Source organism: Rhizobium altiplani (genome assembly GCF_001542405.1).
Taxonomy (GTDB): domain Bacteria; phylum Pseudomonadota; class Alphaproteobacteria; order Rhizobiales; family Rhizobiaceae; genus Rhizobium; species Rhizobium altiplani.
The window spans coordinates 72,684-89,872 of sequence record NZ_LNCD01000139.1; the positions used below are offsets into that span (position 1 = coordinate 72,684).

At 59.9% G+C, this 17,189-nt stretch carries 13 protein-coding genes and 1 pseudogene; 6 read left to right on the forward strand and 8 right to left on the reverse strand.

The window, feature by feature from the left end; genetic code table 11:
- Positions 1–20 precede the first annotated feature (20 nt).
- From AS026_RS34910 to AS026_RS34920, 4 genes are all read right to left on the reverse strand, one after another.
- Positions 21–1,934 (reverse strand): heavy metal translocating P-type ATPase, encoded by a 1,914-nt coding sequence (locus tag AS026_RS34910; protein WP_062375441.1) that lies wholly within the window; start codon positions 1,932–1,934, stop codon positions 21–23.
- Positions 1,935–2,763: 829 nt separating this feature from the next.
- On the reverse strand, positions 2,764–2,892 hold the full coding sequence (locus AS026_RS44080) for a hypothetical protein (protein WP_018858765.1): 129 nt from the start codon (positions 2,890–2,892) through the stop codon (positions 2,764–2,766).
- 383 nt (positions 2,893–3,275) lie between these two features.
- Positions 3,276–4,217, reverse strand: a complete 942-nt coding sequence (locus AS026_RS34915; protein WP_025658991.1) for a DUF2950 domain-containing protein — start codon at positions 4,215–4,217, stop codon at positions 3,276–3,278.
- 22 nt (positions 4,218–4,239) lie between these two features.
- Entirely contained in the window at positions 4,240–5,757 is a 1,518-nt protein-coding gene (locus AS026_RS34920; protein WP_062375443.1) for a DUF3300 domain-containing protein, read from the reverse strand.
- Positions 5,758–6,630: 873 nt separating this feature from the next.
- Between AS026_RS34920 and AS026_RS40785 the strand changes: the two genes are divergently transcribed.
- Together AS026_RS40785 and AS026_RS43850 are read left to right on the forward strand one after the other, a co-directional pair.
- Positions 6,631–7,449: a MarC family protein gene (locus tag AS026_RS40785; protein WP_082728670.1), complete on the forward strand. Its 819-nt coding sequence runs from the start codon at positions 6,631–6,633 to the stop codon at positions 7,447–7,449.
- A 277-nt stretch (positions 7,450–7,726) separates the two neighbouring features.
- Complete coding sequence (locus AS026_RS43850) at positions 7,727–8,422, forward strand: arginase family protein (RefSeq protein WP_425349840.1); 696 nt, start codon at positions 7,727–7,729, stop codon at positions 8,420–8,422.
- A 31-nt stretch (positions 8,423–8,453) separates the two neighbouring features.
- Here the strand turns inward: AS026_RS43850 and AS026_RS34940 are convergent, their stop codons facing one another.
- Positions 8,454–10,964, reverse strand: a complete 2,511-nt coding sequence (locus AS026_RS34940; RefSeq protein WP_062375450.1) for a glycogen/starch/alpha-glucan phosphorylase — start codon at positions 10,962–10,964, stop codon at positions 8,454–8,456.
- 400 nt (positions 10,965–11,364) lie between these two features.
- Between AS026_RS34940 and AS026_RS34945 the strand changes: the two genes are divergently transcribed.
- The gene (locus AS026_RS34945; RefSeq protein ID WP_025658986.1) at positions 11,365–11,682 is read left to right on the forward strand and encodes a DUF982 domain-containing protein; all 318 of its coding nucleotides are present in this window, start codon (positions 11,365–11,367) and stop codon (positions 11,680–11,682) included.
- Positions 11,683–11,766: 84 nt separating this feature from the next.
- Here the strand turns inward: AS026_RS34945 and AS026_RS34950 are convergent, their stop codons facing one another.
- Positions 11,767–12,756: a potassium channel beta subunit family protein gene (locus AS026_RS34950; RefSeq protein WP_062375453.1), complete on the reverse strand. Its 990-nt coding sequence runs from the start codon at positions 12,754–12,756 to the stop codon at positions 11,767–11,769.
- Between the two features lie 870 nt (positions 12,757–13,626).
- On the opposite strand from AS026_RS34950, the gene AS026_RS34960 reads away from it, so the two are divergent.
- The 3 genes and pseudogenes from AS026_RS34960 to AS026_RS40790 all read left to right on the forward strand — a co-directional run bounded on the left by AS026_RS34960 (position 13,627) and on the right by AS026_RS40790 (position 15,249).
- A complete protein-coding gene (locus AS026_RS34960; protein WP_025658983.1) occupies positions 13,627–14,340 on the forward strand; it encodes an SDR family NAD(P)-dependent oxidoreductase in 714 nt (237 codons plus the stop codon).
- Between the two features lie 69 nt (positions 14,341–14,409).
- A complete protein-coding gene (locus AS026_RS34965) occupies positions 14,410–15,042 on the forward strand; it encodes a DsbA family protein (RefSeq protein WP_062375458.1) in 633 nt (210 codons plus the stop codon).
- A 45-nt stretch (positions 15,043–15,087) separates the two neighbouring features.
- A pseudogene (locus AS026_RS40790) lies at positions 15,088–15,249 on the forward strand (tautomerase family protein).
- Between the two features lie 96 nt (positions 15,250–15,345).
- On the opposite strand, the gene AS026_RS34970 reads toward AS026_RS40790, so the two are convergent.
- On the reverse strand, positions 15,346–16,014 hold the full coding sequence (locus tag AS026_RS34970; protein ID WP_062375460.1) for a VOC family protein: 669 nt from the start codon (positions 16,012–16,014) through the stop codon (positions 15,346–15,348).
- A 157-nt stretch (positions 16,015–16,171) separates the two neighbouring features.
- Positions 16,172–17,176 carry an SDR family NAD(P)-dependent oxidoreductase gene (locus AS026_RS34975; protein ID WP_062375462.1) on the reverse strand — a complete coding sequence of 335 codons (1,005 nt, stop codon included), beginning with the start codon at positions 17,174–17,176 and terminating at the stop codon, positions 16,172–16,174.
- Between the last annotated feature and the right edge of the window lie 13 nt (positions 17,177–17,189).

Sequence of the window (17,189 nt, forward strand, 5' to 3'; positions counted from 1 at the left end):
CTCAGCTAGGGAGAGGCTAGTCATTGAGAGGCACCGTAGCGTTCTGCCTGGGATTGGAGCTCGACAGGGTTAACCCGTGTGCCCACTGCCGACACGTTTCTTGGTGTTATTCGCAGCGCGCGCAAGGCGTTCAGGATGACCGCAACATCGATTGCCTCTTGAAGGAGCGCGCCTTGGACTGGCGTGAGGTAGCCAAGGGCTGCCGCAACCATTCCGGCCATGGAAAGACCGATGCCCGCGACGACGCTTTCGACCGCGATCCCGCGTGATCGCTTAGCCACTTCTAGCCCCGAAACGAGCCGACCGAGGTCGTCAACCAGCAGAACAACGCTAGCAGCCTCGGCGGAGGCGGCCGCCCCCCGTGCTCCCATTGCTACGCCGATATCGGCGGCCGCCAATGCGGGAGCGTCGTTGACGCCGTCGCCCACCATCATCACCGGCCCGTTCTTGCGTTCGGTCAGCACCAGAAGAACTTTCTGGTCGGGCGTCAGGTCGGCGCGGACGGCATCAAGCCCGAGCCCTTCAGTAACGGCCTCGGCGACGGCGTGACGGTCGCCTGTGGCAAGCACAATCCGTCTAATGCCACTGCGGCGGATGCCGGAAAGGAAGCCTGCCGTTTCCCGGCGCAACGGGTCGGACAGGACCAGATTTCCCGCGAGCTGACCGTCCACCGCGACCGCGACCAGCACAGAGCCCGCTTCGGATTCCTGATCCGGAGCCCGCGATCTGCCAATCTTGCTGATGACGAAATCTGTCCCGCCCACGACGACGGATCGGCCGTCCACCTGAGCCGCGACCCCGTCTCCTGGAACTTCCTCGATATGCGTCGGTATTGGCAGGGGCATGCCCTGCGCGCGTGCCGAGGCAACGATCGCCTGTGCCATGGGGTGCTTCGATGCCTGATCGGCTGCCGCACCCAGGCGAAGCACTTCACCCGGCGGCAAGTCAGCATAAGTGTCGACCGACACAATCTGCGGACGGCCGTCCGTCAGTGTGCCGGTCTTGTCGAGGATCAATGTTTGGGCCTGCGTGAGTGCCTCGAGGGCCCTCGCGCCCTTGATCAGCACGCCAAAGTGCGCTGCCCTCGATAGGCCCGCGACCAGCGCGACCGGCACCGCAAGGATCAGAGGGCAGGGTGTGGCTACGACCAGCACGGCTACGGCCCGGATTGGGTCATCGGTCATCCACCACGCGGCAGCGGCAAGCGTGACCGTAACGACGAGGAACAGGATCGAATAGCGATCTGCCAGTCGAGACATCGGCGCCTTCGACCGCTGCGCCTCCTCGACCAGACGGACGATCCCTGCATAGGTGCTCTCCGCAGCGCGGCGGCTTGCGCGCAGATCGAAGGCATCACCCACATTGGTCGAGCCGCTCATCGCCTCTTGCCCGTGCATCAGTCTCACAGGCATCGATTCACCTGTCATGGCTGACTGGTCGACGACCGCGCGCGCGCTCTCGACAGTTCCGTCGACAGGCGCGACGTCCCCTTGCCGAATGAGGAGAAGGTCGCCGGGTGCGATTTGGTTGAGCAACACCTCTTCCAACGCGCCGTCGCGGTATCGGGCGGCGGTGCGTGGAATGCGTGAGAGGAGGGCTTGCATGTTACGGCGGGCACGGCCTTCGGCAAAGCTCTCGAGGAATGTGCCTCCAGTGTACATCAGCGCGACGACGGCCGCGGCGAGCGTCTCACCGAAGACAAGCGCGGCCGACATGGACAGAGCCGCCACGATGTCGAGGCCGACCTCGCCTCTCCAGAGGCTTCGGACAATCTCGATGATTAGGACGGCAAGGACAGGAACGACCCCCGCGACCCAGACCATCTCGGCGAGATCAACATTTCCGGCAAGCCTCAGGCTGGCCCCAACCGTAAGGCCGGTAAGGGCAACGGCCAGAATGGCAATCTTGAACCTGTCCCTGCCTAGCCCGCTCATCTCGCCTTCGGTTCACCTGGTTTATGTTGCCCCGGCTCAGGGCGCCCGGAATTGTGCCCGAGCGTTTGTCGCAGTTCTCATCGCCGTTGATGAGGAGTGCGTCCAGGCCGACTTTAGGGGGCATTGAGGCGCCCTCCAAGTGTTCTTGACCACCAGCACACTCACTCGTCCAAGCATCATCCAGCCTGCTGTCACCACGGGCATGCCGACGAGGCATTCAGCGGCCGCGACGCGCCGAGGAGGCCATCTGTATGCGAGAGCCCGCAGATCGACAGTCGCCAGAGGTCACATAGCGGCTTCAACGTGCAGCCAAATGACACGCGGATGTAACCGAACGACAGAGGCTTCAAGCACATGTCGATCGCGGGTCGGGAGCAGCCGAAATCGAAGCCCTCCTGAAAATGCCGAGGCCGCGGCTATTGTCGCGGCCTGGCTGTAGAACAGAGAAGCGCAAGGCTCGACGGGGTTCTGAGGGGCCCTGAGTTAACCCTGCTCACAGAGGGACTGCGAACAAGTTTCAGAATAACCTATTGGGGCGAAGGGCAGGATGCCTCCGTTTGAGGGGGAGGGCTAGTCATTCGGTGGGAGGCGCAAAGGACGAGGCCCGCAGGGGTGTGCGCGGACCTCGGAACACTATCACAGGAAGTGGCCGCATTTTCTGGCCGGGCTCATAAAAGCACAGCCGACCATCGATCGCACGTACGCCAATGTTGGTAACTGGCGCTACCGCTGGTAGGAACTGTTTCGAGAGTTCTGAGAGGCGTAGGCGTTGCGGCCGAGTTCACCCCTTGGGTGTCTCCCGATCAGGCAAGATCTTCGTCTGACAAGACTAGAAAGTGGTTTCCTGCACCAACCACCAGACAGGAAGAAATGCCAACGCGATCGCTGCCAGCCAGACCGAGGCGAACTTGATCAGGTACTGCCGTCTCGCTTTGGCTTCGTTCCACTCGTAGTACATCGCCAACTCCCAACTTTAGCCTGTTGTTACTGGAGCATTGCTTTAACGGCGAGTCGAGTGCGGAACTGCAACACTCGTGATCTCGCTTGGGGGGCGGTTTCCAAAATGGGGTCCGTAAACCCTATTCCTGACGCCGCGAGGTGGTTCGTCGCGCCTAGCGGCTACGGAATTTGCAGCAGTGCGAACATCGCCCAGATGTCGTCTGAGAAGTCTCGATTTAGGCGCCAATCGAAGCGCCACTCGCGACTGGCAACTCGTAGCCATAGACGGACGAAAGGAATGCAGGCTTGTCTTTCCCAGTCACAGGCGGCAAGGGACGCATCGCATTCGAATTTTGTCCGAACGTTGCGAAATGACTCCCATCGGCGGGGCGGTGCCAAACGTCAGTTTGAAACGATGTCCCATTTTTCGTCAGGGTTGAAGCGCGTCATTTTCGCGACCGCCGCGGCGGTGTTGGTGCCGAGATCGCGTTCGTAGACGACGCCCTTCTCGCTCACCAGGAACGTCTTCACTCCCGTCTCACCATATTTGACGGGCCATCCGACGAGCGCGAACCCGACGATCATGTTGCCGTTGATTATGTAGCTGTAGTCGCCACCGGCTATGTTGGCGCCCTGGCCCTTCAGGATACGAAAACGGTAGCCGAAATAGCCATCCCCGGCCTTCGCACGCTCGAGAGCGGCCTGTTCGACGAAGGCTCCGGCGGGACTGTCTGAGTCTCCCTGGTTGGAGGGCCAGTAAAGGCCGTCTGTCTTGCCAGGGCTACTTATGAGGTTCTGTGCATATTCGAGAACGCCGTCGCCGTCGTGATCGGCCGAGGCGTATTCTTGCTGCGCGTCGACGTAGTTGCGCATGGTGTCGATCGCTTGGAGTTCATTCTCGCCGATCCGCCTGTCGAGGATCTCCTCGAAGCCCGCCTTGGTATCGAAGGCCCATTTGCCATCACCACGTTTCGCGAGCGGGAAGGGGAGCGGCCAAAGCTTGTCGCCGATCTCGACGATCTTCTTGCCGTCACGGTCCTCCACGACCACCTGCTTTGCGGCGCCCTCGCGGATTTGCCGGTAGGTATTCATGGCGTCCTCGTTGGCCTTTAGCTTGACCGCGTCGATGCCGAGCAGCACAGCAAGACCATCGACGTCGCCGGACGACAGAGCTGCCTTCAGCTTGTCGACCGCCGCAACCGGGTCGTCGAATTGCGGCGCCGGAGTTGAGGCCGTGAAGCTGTCGAACGGCGTATCCTGGGCGAGCACCGGTGCAGTTCCGCAAAGAACGGTCGTTGTTGCAAGAACGGCCCAGAGGCCTGCAGACTTGAAGAACGTGTTCATCGTTTTTCTCCCCAAAGGTCGCTCAACGTCTGCCGCCACCGCGTCCGCCACCGCGGCCGCCGCCGCCTCGAGGCATTTGTCTACCGCCTCCACCGCGGCTCATCTGCTGCCGTCCGCCACCGCCGCCACGATACTGCCGTCCGCCGCCGCCTCCGCGCTGAATGTTGGAACGGTTGGACGAGCGCTGGACGTTGGAACGGTTGGGGCGCTGGGCGTTGGCGCGGCTCTGCGCTCCACGCCTCGAAGCGTCGACCTGACCGCGCTTCGACGAGACGTTGCCGAGCGCGTTTGCGCGGCCGCGGTTGTCCGCCTTGCCGGCGAGCTTACCGTTCGCGGGCCGCTGGCCGGCCGCAGGCCGGTTTCCGCCACCGGGGCGATTTACGCCCGTGCCGGCGCCCGGTCGATTTCCTGCCGCTGGCCGGTTGGCGACCCCACCGCCGGGGCGGTTGAGGCCGGCTTGCCCGGCGGCACCGCCGCGGTTTTTCAGACCCTCCGCGGTGCTTCTGCGCACGTCGGCTGCGCGGTCCGCCCGGTTGGCGACGCCAGCGCCGCGCTCACGGTTGATCTCGGAGGCGCGATTGCGCAGGTTGTTGGCGCCATTGGCCTGGAGATTGTTTCGGATAGTGTTTCGGTCGACGTTCGCCAACTGACTTCTGTCGATGTTGAGCTTGCTGCGGTCGACGTTCTTCCAGTCGACGTCGTTCCACTTAACCTTGCCGTTGAAATTGCGGTTGTTGAAACAATTGTTGCAATCGACGTCGATGTCGCCGCCCCAGTTGCCGCCCCAAACGCCCCAGTTGTCCCAGTTGACCGCGGCCGCCCAGGCAACGCCCGTTACGGCTGCGGCGAAGAAGGCAGCACCGGGATACCAATAGTTCGAATAGGGCTGGTCGTAGTAGCTAATAGGCTCGTAGGCGTAACCGGGTTCGTAGAGCATCTCCGGCGGATATTTCGGGATGTAGACCTTCTCGGGGTCGGTCGGCCGGATGACAACGTTGTCGCCCTCGTTGACGATCGTGATCTTGTCGTCCGTCTTGATCGCGCCCTTGGCCACCGCTTGGTCGCGCAGCTGTTGAATGGCCACAAGGACGTCCTTCTGCTGATAGGTGATCGCCTGTCCGAGCGTCTGTGTCCATTCCAGGTCGTCGTTCATCATCTTGACGACCTCAGGATAGTTGAGAAGAGAGATGATACTGCCATCCCAAGTCTCCTTGGGCTTAAGCTTGTCATCAGTCTTCTTCGTTTCAAGGAACCGGTTCGCCTCGACGATCTGCAGCGGAAAGAGCGAGCTAGCCGTGATCAGTGCCACGAGGTCATCCGGATAAAGTGCGATGCGCGCGACAAGCGTCTCGAGTTCGTCCTCAGTCAAGGCCTGAGGCGCTGCTGCTGTTTCGGCGGTACTCGCTGCCGGCGCGGCGGCCGAAGCGGAAGCGGGCGCAGGTGCTGGCTGCTGCGCGTAGGCCGTCGGTAGCTCTGTCGGAATGGCGAGCCAGGACACCGCCGCCAGCCAAGTTGCACACCAAGCAAGAAACCTTGTCATGATCGCACCTTTTCTTTCTTTGGTGGAAGACGGATCACCGTCTCCACTGGACGTCTGGGCAACCTCGCTTGCACCCGCAGAAAATGCAGCCACCGGTCGAGCGAAAAATACTTGCGGATGCGGAGGCCCCTCGCAACTCCATGAAGATAGGCTAGCAGCAATCAGTCCCGGCCGCACGTACGTTACGGTAAATTACGGGAGCCGATCTATGCCCGCCATGGCTGTCCAATGCGGAGAATTGCTGTCGACGTGCAGTAGGAACGCAAAATTCATGCCGATCGTGCGAAATAGCGCGCTCGTGATCGCCGGACGAGCTAGTCAGATCGGGTTGATCAAGCAGTCACGGGCGCTACGATGAACTGTCATGCGTCACAGCGATCTAAGTCATCGCTGATGGGCGCGGAAACGGAAGTCGAACAGCGCCGAATGTTCGAACCACGGTGGCCCGCCTTCTTGTGAGGCCACGGGAGGTGAGATCAGCTATCGCCGCTACTCAAACGGCCGCGCAGATCCTCAGCAAGGAACGTTTGGTTTTCGAGCAGACGCTCATAGAGAACGAGCATCTCCGGCGTAATGTCCTCCCAGGACCCACCAGCGAATCTGGCCTGATGCTGCACCTCGCCCGTTTGGATCCGGGAAATGCGTTGCTGCGAGGCGCTCGACGATCGTCGCGCCCATGTCTCCCTCCATGAAATACGCATGCTGCTGAACCGAACAACGAGCGCTGCCGAAATGCAAGCGGCTATCGGGTTGGTTCCCAACCCCGTCGTGTATTGGGACATGGTCCAATCCTGGGCCGGACTTCGACTTCAAATGGCCGACCGGGCGTGGGGAAGCCACTGAAGCCAGAGGCCGCTTCGACCCCAAGGCGAAATGGCGGTCGAGAACGGAAAGTGGTATGAGGCGGGATCGCAACCCGGTTCCGCTGATATGGCTGACGAACACCAGGCGACCCATACCACAAAAGCAAAGGAACCCGTGCGGCGATATCTCCTGGCGTCTGTTCTCGCTTTGGTTTGGGCGGTGAGCGTTCCGGTGCAATCCGTTGCGCAATCCTTGCCCCCGCCGGAGTTCCCAGAGGTGGAATTCGGCTCACGCAAGATATTCCTGATGCTTTTTTTGATGCTCGGCCCAATTAAGATACTGGTGCCATTCAAGGTCCTTGCGGGCAGCTACGAGCCCAGCGTTCGGCGACAATTAGCCACCAGAGCGATCCTGTTCTCGGCGGCGGCGCTCGCCATCGCCGGATTTCTCGGACGCACCATGCTTGAAAATCTGGAGATTTCGTTGCCGGTGCTGGCGATGACGGGCGGCATTATCTTGTTCATGGTGGCTTTGCGAACCGTTTTGCAGCCGACCGCGGACCCAATGATACGGCCAGCGGAGCAGGGCCCGATAGATTTGAAATTTGCTCTGACACCGTTGGCGTTTCCAACAATTGTGACACCCTATGGTATAGCTGCCGTCATCGTCTTCGCTACGTTGGCGGGTGACCGGCAAGCGGAAGGCGTCACCGTGGCGGCGATCGTATTGCTGATCCTGACGCTTGACTGGCTGGCCATGATGTTTGCTGAATCCATCCTCAGATGGATCGGAACGTCATTGCAGGTTTTGGCGGTTGTGCTCGGCGTTACCCAAGCCGCTCTGGGACTGCAGATCATTCTGCATAGTCTAAGCATGATTGCTTGGTAACCGCCGCATTCTCACTAGGGAAGTTTCGCACGCCTCGAATGTCCGCCTTGGCGCTCGGCGGCTTGATTACTTCAGTGGCACACGCGATGGCGAAGGAGTGTTTGCTCATGCCACAGTTGACCACACCCTCAGATTACATTTGCCCCAGTGGCAAGGCGGGAACCTCGCCGAGTATTACGTCAGCTCGCGCTTGCTGTCGTGGCCTCTGCCGAATCTCAGGGCCCCGAGGAAACAATCGACGTTCCGTCGCCTGGTGAGGCGGAACTGCCCCTGGAGGATGGAATTGTCGCTAAGAGCGCTTTGCTGCAACAAGCCCGGTCAGCGCGGTCCGCGATCGAAAAGCACGCACCGGATCGCATCCTTACAATCGGAGGCGACTGTCTCGTCGATCTGGCCCCAATCGCGTATCTCCAACAAGCGATACGGTGGGGACGTCGGAGTGCTCTGGATAGATGCACATCCAGATATCCAGACGCTGAAGGACACCGGTCACGCGCACGCGCAGGTGCTCGGTATGCTCCTTGGCGAGGGCGACCGCGATTTCGTCGGCGAGGTTGATATCCCTGTTCGACCGTCCAAGGTCATGTATGCGGGGCTGGACGAGTGGTCTGCTAATGAGCAGAAGGTCATTGATCGCCTAAACCTCCGACACACATCCTCGCGTGAGTTGTCTGGCGACAGTAACGCAATCCTGAAGTGGATTGCGGACGAGGACATCAAGCAGCTTGCAGTGCATCTCGACGTCGATGCGATCCTGCCCGGCCGTTTCCCGCCAATTCTTTTCAATAAACCGGGTACTGATAAAACGATTCTATCCGGTGTCCCCAGGGGGCGTCTGGAACCTGAGCACGTGGTGCGGCTCCTTCGGGATGTGTCTGCTGCTTGCGAAATCGTGGGGTTGGCCATCACCGAATACATTCCCTGGGATGCGATCGAAACCAGAAAACTTCTGAGCCAACTCCCGCTGGTCTAGCCGGGACCGATACATCGATCCAGTCATGAGACTAAGCCGATGGCAACGGACATGGAGCTACCTCCCAGATGTCGCGGGCATATTCGGCGATCGTGCGATCGCTCGAGAACCTTCCTGAAGCCGCGATGTTCAGGATCGCCTTGCGGCTCCAAGCTTCCGGTTTCCGATAGAGTGATTGAAGATTGGAATCTGCATCCATGTAGGAGGTGAAATCGGCCAAATGCATGTAAGTATCGCCGCCGACCAGAAGTATGTTGCGCAGCGCGTCGGTGACTGCCGGCTCATTTCGCGAGAATTCGCCTGAGAGGATCAGGTCGAGGACAGCGCGTATCTCTGGCTCGTTCTCATAGTGCCAGCCGGGGCTATACCAGCAGCGGCTGTTTGCAACTTGGTCTGCGGACAGCCCAAACAGGAAGAAATTTTCTTCGCCCGCGGCCTCGGCCATTTCGATCGTTGCGCCGTCACGCGTGCCGATGGTCAACGCCCCGTTCATCATGAACTTCATGTTGCTCGTGCCGCTTGCCTCGTATCCCGCCATTGATATCTGGTTGGATACGTCGCTGGCAGGAATGAGCTGCTCGGCGAGTGACACGCAGTAGTCGGGCAGGAATAGTAGCCGAAGGCGACCCCGCACCAACGGATCGCCGTCGATCGTGGCGGCAAGATTGTTCAAGAACTTTATAATCAGTTTGGCAGCGTGGTAGGCGGGAGCCGCCTTTCCTGCAAAGAAGAAGGTGCGTGGCGGCATATCGAGACTAGGATTCTGCCGCAGCCGATGGTACAGGGCGACGACTCGCAGCCCATTCAGGAGCTGTCGCTTGTATTCGTGGATGCGCTTCACCTGGCTATCGAAAATCGTGTCAGGATCAACCAGAACACCCGCCTGCGCCTTGAGCCAATCGGCAAAACGGACTTTGGCCTTGCGTTTTGCGTTTTGGACGGCGGAAATGAACCCGCTGTCATCGGCAAGCGACCTCAGACGTTCGAGGTCCGTCGCGTTCGCTATCCAGCGGTCGCCGATAGCTTCGGAGATGCATTCGGCAAGACCCGGATTTGACAGCAATAGCCAACGGCGTGGCGTGACGCCGTTTGTCTTGTTGTTGAAACGGTCAGGATAGAGTTCTGCGAGGTCGCTCACAGTGACGTTTCGGAGCAGCTTCGAGTGTATCTCCGCGACACCGTTCGTGCTGTGGGAGCCGGCTATTGCGAGGTGAGCCATCCGCACCAGGTGATTGCCTTGCTCGACAATGGCTATGCGCTCGATGCGGCCATTGTCTCCCGGCCAGCGAGTTTGCACCTCTTCCCGCAAGCGGCGATCGATTTCCAGGATGATTTCCAAGTGCCGTGGAAGCATCAACTCAAACCAGCGCACCGGCCACTTTTCCAGCGCTTCCGGGAGGAGGGTGTGGTTTGTGTAGGCAAGGGTCCTTTTCGTGAGGTCCCATGAACGCTCCCAGTCAAGTTTTGCCGTATCCAGGAGGATGTGCATGAGCTCCGCGACGGCGAGACTCGGATGGGTGTCATTGAGCTGGATAGCCACCTTCGTCGGCAGATCATCCCAATTACTGTTGCTTTTTTGGAAGCGTCGAACCAGGTCGGCCAATGAGCACGCTACAAGGAAATATTCCTGCACGAAGCGAAGGCCCTGTCCCATGCTGGTGGAATCGTCCGGATAAAGAACACGTGTCACGGTTTCCGCTGTCAGCCGTTCGGCCAGCGCGCCAACAAAGTCACCTGCGCTGAATTCCTGGAAATCGAATACGTGGGGAGTTGCGGAAGCCCATAGCCGCAACGTGTTTATCGTTTTTCCGCCGTAGCCGACGACAGGCCTGTCGTAAGGGATTCCGAGCAAGCTTGAAGGCACGCCGGCGATCGCTCTCAGGCTTCCCCCGCGCACTTCGAACGAACATCCAAGCTCGACCGGCACGGCCAAGTGAGGTCGGGCAACTTCCCAGGGATCAGGCCTGCGCAACCAATTGTCCGGTTGTTCGCGTTGCCAGCCATCGACAATCGACTGTTTGAATATCCCGTACTCGTAGCGCAAGCCATAGCCCATTCCAGGCAATTGCATCGTCGCCATGGACTCGAGAAAGCATGCTGCCAAGCGTCCAAGGCCACCATTGCCGAGCCCGGCGTCGGGCTCTTCGGAAAGCAAGGCCAATTCGTCCAGCTGATGTCTTTGAAAGAAGCGATCCGCAAGAGGGCCTAGCCCCAGGTTGACAACGTTGTTGTTAAGGGAACGACCGATCAAGAACTCCATCGAGAGATAATAGACCCGCTTGGGGTTCTCGCGATCATAGACCTCTTCTGTCTTTTCCCAGCGCTGGGAAAGAATATCCCGAACGGACCGTGCGACTGCCTCATACCGCTCGCGGTTTCCTATCTCGCTCGATGCCCGCACGTTGTCGAACAGAAGATGACGTTCGTACAACGCGTTGCTGCTGCCACTTAGCTTGAGGGGGCCGCAATCATATTGCGGGGGAATGGAGTCCGTCGCCTCCAATTCAGGAGCTTGGGCTGATGTTTCCTGGTCGTCTGCCATTCCATGCCTCCGAACCTGCCGGTCACGATCTTCGGGATTGGTTTACGTGCCATCGCAGTGCCATGCCGTCTTTCACGCGCTCAAAGGTCGAGTTAACGGTCCCGCGTGTTGCATGAAGGGGCGCTTTAGCGGGGCGGATGCCGGGTTGATGGTGCCTGAAACCAACAGCGCAGTGAAGTATGTTACCGTAAACGACGCACGTAACGACACTGGTGAGGCTGCGGTGGCAAGCTCTAGGGCCGGGCCGCTGGGATCCAAAGTAGACATCATGATTGGCGGTCTAATTTCAAGAGTGTCGTAAAATCGTCCGGGCGACACGCCATGGACCGTTCGAGACCATGAAAGCGCCGCGATCCGATAGGAGTCTTTGCCCGTAGCGACTCAGGGGAGGAGCACGCACATGCTTTCAACGAGCGATTGGACCTTTGGTCTGGAAATCTGGCTGCCTGACTTTCCGCAACCCATCGATATCAAAGGAACTGGCGAAGCTTCCGCATTACTAGCTGACAAGTGGCCGGTAACCTTTGGGCCGGCGTTTGAGCGTGCGCTTGCCGTTTGCGCGGCAGTTATGGAAGGGTTGCTCCCGGCAGACGATGCAAAGCTGGCCCTCATTGATGCGGCCGAAGAAGTCGGAATTTCCTGGATGGACCGGATCTATTATGTTCCCGATCGTCCGGATGGTCTGACGAAATCGCCACCTGCCGGGCAGGTTCACTAGCGCCGATGTCGGCTCAATCTTAAGCCGTCCTAAAGGCGAACGAAAAGAAGTACGTCACACGTTGCTGCCTGTGGATCCTCGCAGCTAGAACCGCTGCGCCGCCGCCGGCTTGTTTCCGGTAATTGCATCGATCCGATCGAGCACGTCGGAAGTCAACTTGTCCCTATGCGAAAGGGCCGCAAGATTGTCCTCCAATTGACTCGTGCGCGACGCGCCAAGGATCACAGTTGAGACATTCTTGTTGGCCAGACACCACAGCAGAGCAAGGTGCGTGATCGAGATCCCGATCTCGTCTGCGAGCTTCGCCAAATCGCGGACTTTCGCGATCTGGGCGCGGCCAGCGTCGCTCGATAGCTTCTCCTTCAGCCACTCGTATCCGGGAAGGTTCATTCGGCTGTCAGCCGGCACGCCGTCGTTATATTTGCCGGTGAGGACGCCTGATGCAAGCGGCGACCAGATCGTGGTTCCGAGACCGAGAAGGTCGTAGAGCGGCCGATAATCGGCTTCCACCTTCTGGCGCTCGAAGATGTTGTATTGGGGTTGCTCCATAGTCGGCGGCGTGATGCGAAGATCCCGCGCGACGGCGTAAGCCTCGGTTAACTGCTGCGCCGACCATTCCGAGGTTCCCCAGTAAAGGATCTTCCCCTGCGCCACGAGATCGTGCATCGCCCGAACGGTCTCCTCGATCGGCGTATCGATATCCGGCCGGTGGCAGAAATAGAGGTCCAGGTATTCGACCTGCAGCCGCTTGAGCGCAGCGTGGGCCGCATCGGTTACGTGCTTGCGCGACAGCCCGCGTTGCGTCGGCTTCTCCCCGCCCCAGAACACCTTGCTGGAGACGATGAAGCTATCGCGGCTCCAGCCGAGCGTCTTGAGCGCTTCGCCCATCACAAGTTCGGATTTTCCACTCTCGTAGCCTTCGGCATTGTCGAAGAAGTTCACCCCCCTGTCATAAGCGAGCTTCATTAGGCTGACCGCATCGCCGCCATCAACCTGCTTGCCAAAGGTGACCCATGATCCGAAGGAGAATTCGCTGACTTTCAGGCCCGATTTGCCGAGACGACGATATTCCATAACGAACCTCCTACGAATGTTTACAAGAAATCAGCCGAGCAGCTGTTCGTAGCGAACCTAGCCCTATCCCGCTTGGGCGCAAGGCCAAAAACGAGAACGCGGAGCCGAGCATTTCCTCAGCCTTCGGGTTCCTGCTTGCTGTCCTTAGCCAGGCAGCCGAGACTTGCCAACTGATTGGGAAGGTTTACCGCAAAGGGGCGGCAGCGTTCTGTTTTGGTTCTGCAGGATCTTCACCACCGCCGATCCTTCCTGAAAATGCTGTCCGGCCGCGATATGCCCTCTCTTAGGTTCGTGACGGGCGGACCCAGCAGACTTTCGTTTATGGCAAAACGCCGCCCGCAATCTTGAGGTCTTCGGTATCAAGCGCTTCGCCAAACTTATCCAAGATCGGCTGAAGCAGCGCTCCCGCATCGCTTATGCGACCCTCAGCCGCTAAGAAACGAGCTAAGTCGGTCGCGGCACGAAATTCCCAGCCGCGGGCACCCATGTTCCGGATTGTGTCGAGGGCCTGCAACAAGCACGTGTGCGTCTCGTCTGACGCCGACATCGACAACAACAGGTTCGCCTTTACACGCAGAAGTTACGACATATAGCAGAGATCGCCATTGACCTTGACTCTCCTCGCAAGCGCAGGCCGGGTGTTACGACTGCCGCGAAGCCGACATGCGGCGCCGCTCCCCATCTTCGGAGTGAGCTCCGACGGATCTCCGGGCGGCAGGAAGCATATGGTGATTATGCCGTTTGGCGGATGAGTATCCTCCTTCTGTCGCCAATTCTCCCGAAGCTGGCGAGCATCTAAATCAATTGCACCGACGCCACTGGCGTTGGACGGACCGATGGATCGGCCGTCGCAATCGAAAGGATGCAATCATGAGCAGTCATCAGAAGGTAGCCATCATCACCGGCGCGTCCCAAGGCATCGGCGAAGGCCTCGTCCGCGGATACCGGGAAAAGGGCTACAACGTCGTAGCCACCTCGCGTTCCATCAAAGCTGGTTCCGATGCCGGCGTTCACGCTGTCGCCGGCGACATTTCGAAGGTCGAGACCGCTGAACGCGTCGTTCGAGAAGCCATCGAGCGCTTCGGCCGCATCGACACTCTCGTCAACAACGCCGGCGTATTCACAGCCAAGCCGTTCGTCGACTTCACGCAGGAAGACTACGATCTCAACTTCGCCGTGAACGTCGCTGGCTTCTTCCATATCACGCAGCGCGCCGCAAAGGAGATGCTGAAGCAGGGATCCGGTCACATCGTCTCGATCACCACAAGCCTCGTCAACCAGCCGATCGCTGGCGTCCCGGCGGCCCTTGCTTCGCTGACGAAAGGCGGCCTGAATGCCGTCACCAAGGGACTCGCGCTTGAGTATGCCAAGACCGGGGTTCGGGTGAACGCCGTGTCGCCCGGCATCATCAAGACCCCCATGCACGCTCCTGAAACGCACGAGTTCCTTTCGGCCCTGCACCCGGTCGGCCACATGGGCGCGATCAGCGACATCGTGGACGCCGTTCTCTACCTCGAGAACGCCAGCTTTGTGACCGGCGAGATCCTGCACGTGGACGGCGGTCAGAACGCCGGTCGCTGGTAACACGCCTTCGGACCGAACGGCCTGACGCAAGAGCGTCAGGCCTCCCAGACGATAACGATTGGAACAACGATGGAACTGGTACTGGCCGCAGACCCGATGTGCTCGTGGTGCTATGGGTTCGGAAAGGAAATGGAACTGCTGCTCGAACGGCGCCCGGAAGCCTCCCTGCAAATCATACTTGGCGGTCTCCGCGCCGGCGCGACCGACGTTCTCGACGATGCCGGAAAGCAATTCAGGCTGCATCACTGGGTTAGGGTCGAAGAGGCAAGCGGTCTTCCGTTCAATCGTGAAGGGCTGCTGGCGAGACAAGGGTTCGTCTACGATACCGAACCGATTTGCCGCGCGGTCGTCGCCGCTCGCATCCTGCGTCCGGAAGCCAACCTTCTCAAGGTCTTCAGGGCGTTTCAGCATGCCTTCTACGTCGACGCGCTTGATACCACCGATGGCGTCGTCCTCGCAAACGTTGGTATCAGTGCCCTGACGACTTTGGGCCATCCCACAACTGCTGAAGAGTTCTTGGAGACGTGGAAGCGAGGCAGCACGATCGCGGAAGCGGCGAACGACTTCGCCACCGCCCGAGCAATGAGCGTTTCGAGCTTCCCGACACTTTTCGTCAGGAAGGATGCCAGGCTGGCCAGGGTTGGCGCGGGGTATGCACACGTCGACGCGCTCGAGCAGCACCTGTCGGCGCTGGGCTTCTGAAGGCAGACGGACAATTGGAAGGTACCAAACGATGACTATTGTAAACTGCAGGTCACTCGCGAAGGAACTGCGCCTGGCCGCCAGTAGGTTACGGAGGAAGAGAAGGCCCGCCTCATTGCGGGCGTGAGCCAGATGCTGCTCGAGGTCCTCAACAAGCCGCTCGAATCCACTTACGTGGTGATCGAAGAAGTGGACTTCGACAACTAGGGATGGGGCGGGCTGCCGACTGCGGAATATCGAAAGCTCGCCGCCGCCAAGGGCACCTGGTCCGCTTGGGGGCGGCAAGCGCGCAGTTTGACCGTGTCAATCCGGAAGATCGGCCCCTGCTTGCTCGGCAAGCATGTATGCGGCGTACCAATAGGGCCAGTCATCGTCATGCTTGCCCCCGTTTCGCTTCTCATGCTCGCCATGGGCAGCCGCAGCGCGCCGAAGGGCTGCTGCCAGATCGCTGCCGGAGGTGAACGTCGCGCCGTTGGCCTCTTTTCGACCCGGTAGCCTCGTCGTAATCTCCTGGAGGAGCCATCCGTTGCCGTCCGGGTCGCTAAAGGATGCGAACGATCCATAGCTGGCGCGCGAAGGGTGTGGGCCGGGCAGCCGTCCGTCGGTGTTCTTGTGGTGGAAGACGCCGCCGACGTCGTGGAAGACGCCGCTCATTTCAGCACCATGTGAGGCCAGTGCCGCGTGAGCCATCTCAATGTCCGATACGATAAGATGCAGTCCCTGAGCGGAACCCGGCGCCGCGGATGTGACGTTCGATCCGAAGATCACCGAGCAGGGAGATCCCGGCGGCGTGACTTGAACGACGCGGAAGCCGTCCTTGCCGGGCACGTCGGCGTCGAGACGCCATCCAAGTCCCGTATAGAATGCCTTGGCACGGTCGACGTCCGAAACTGGGATCACGACGACCTCCAGTTTCATGTCGGCATCCTTCACTGCCTTTGTCGCGGTCGTGCTACGCTCCTGAATGGTCATCTTGTCATCCCTCGGTAAAATTGCCGCGGGGAACTTCCCGCGACCAGGCACATGATGCGCTCGCCTCGGGGGACCGTCCATTATCCAATGGTGTCGCCGCCAACGCCCCCATTGACTCTGGCATCCAGCGGGTGAGGAACGGGAGGAGTAAGACGGTTCAAATCGACAATTGAGTGTCGGTCTCCCTCTCGCTCATCATCCAGAGGCGCTCAGCAGAAGCAGGATCTACCGCATAAGGCGCGACTTTCGACGTTCGCCGGTCCCGCCCATCGAGCGAGGTGACGATGGACCCGTCCTCGAGAAGCGCTATGTCCGAATTCGCGCAGAACACGCCCCCGAGGCCGGCGAGCTGAGGGCTGACTGCGCACCAAACATGGGTTGCCGCACCTTGCGGAATCGATTTCATGTCCCTGTCAGGATCGATGACAGGCACACCCTTCTCGTCGAGATTTCCCATTTCCTTCAGGCGTTCGGTCGAGATGTGCTTCGCCAGACCAGTCACGATACCGCCGGGGTGTAACGAGAACGCGCGGATCCCGAAGTCGCGCCCTCGGCGATCAAGTTCGACAGCAAAGAGGATGTTGGCTGTCTTCGATTGTCCGTACGCGCTCCAGCCATCATATGGGCGGCGCTCGAAATTGAAGTCGTCCCAGACGATGTCGGAAAAGCGGTGACCCATTGAGGAGACCGAAACCACGCGCGCGCCTCTAGCTCGAACCAATGCAGGCCACAGGCGGAGCGTGAGCTGAAAATGACCGAGGTGGTTGGTCGAGAACTGCAGCTCGTTGCCTCGGGAGTCGCGGCTCAGTTCCGGCAGCGCCATGATGCCCGCGCTGTTGAGGAGAATGTGCAACGGAAGCCCCGACCGGACGATGTCACAGCTAAAGGCGTCGATCGAGGCTGGATCGGTGAGGTCCATCGGCCGGACTTCGATCCCGCCACCAATCTCCGCGATAGCACGTCGCGCGCGATCTACGTCCCGAGCCGGGACGATCACCCGGGCTCCAGCCGACGCCAGCGTCCGCGCGGCTTCTAGCCCAAGGCCCGCATAGCCGCCTGTCACGATCACCAACTTTCCGGTGAGGTCGATACCGGCGATGATGTCGAGCGTCGTGCTGGAGGCATGGAAGCCGGATCCGAGTGGCGTCTGCGTCGTAGGCATTTGGTGAGTTCCT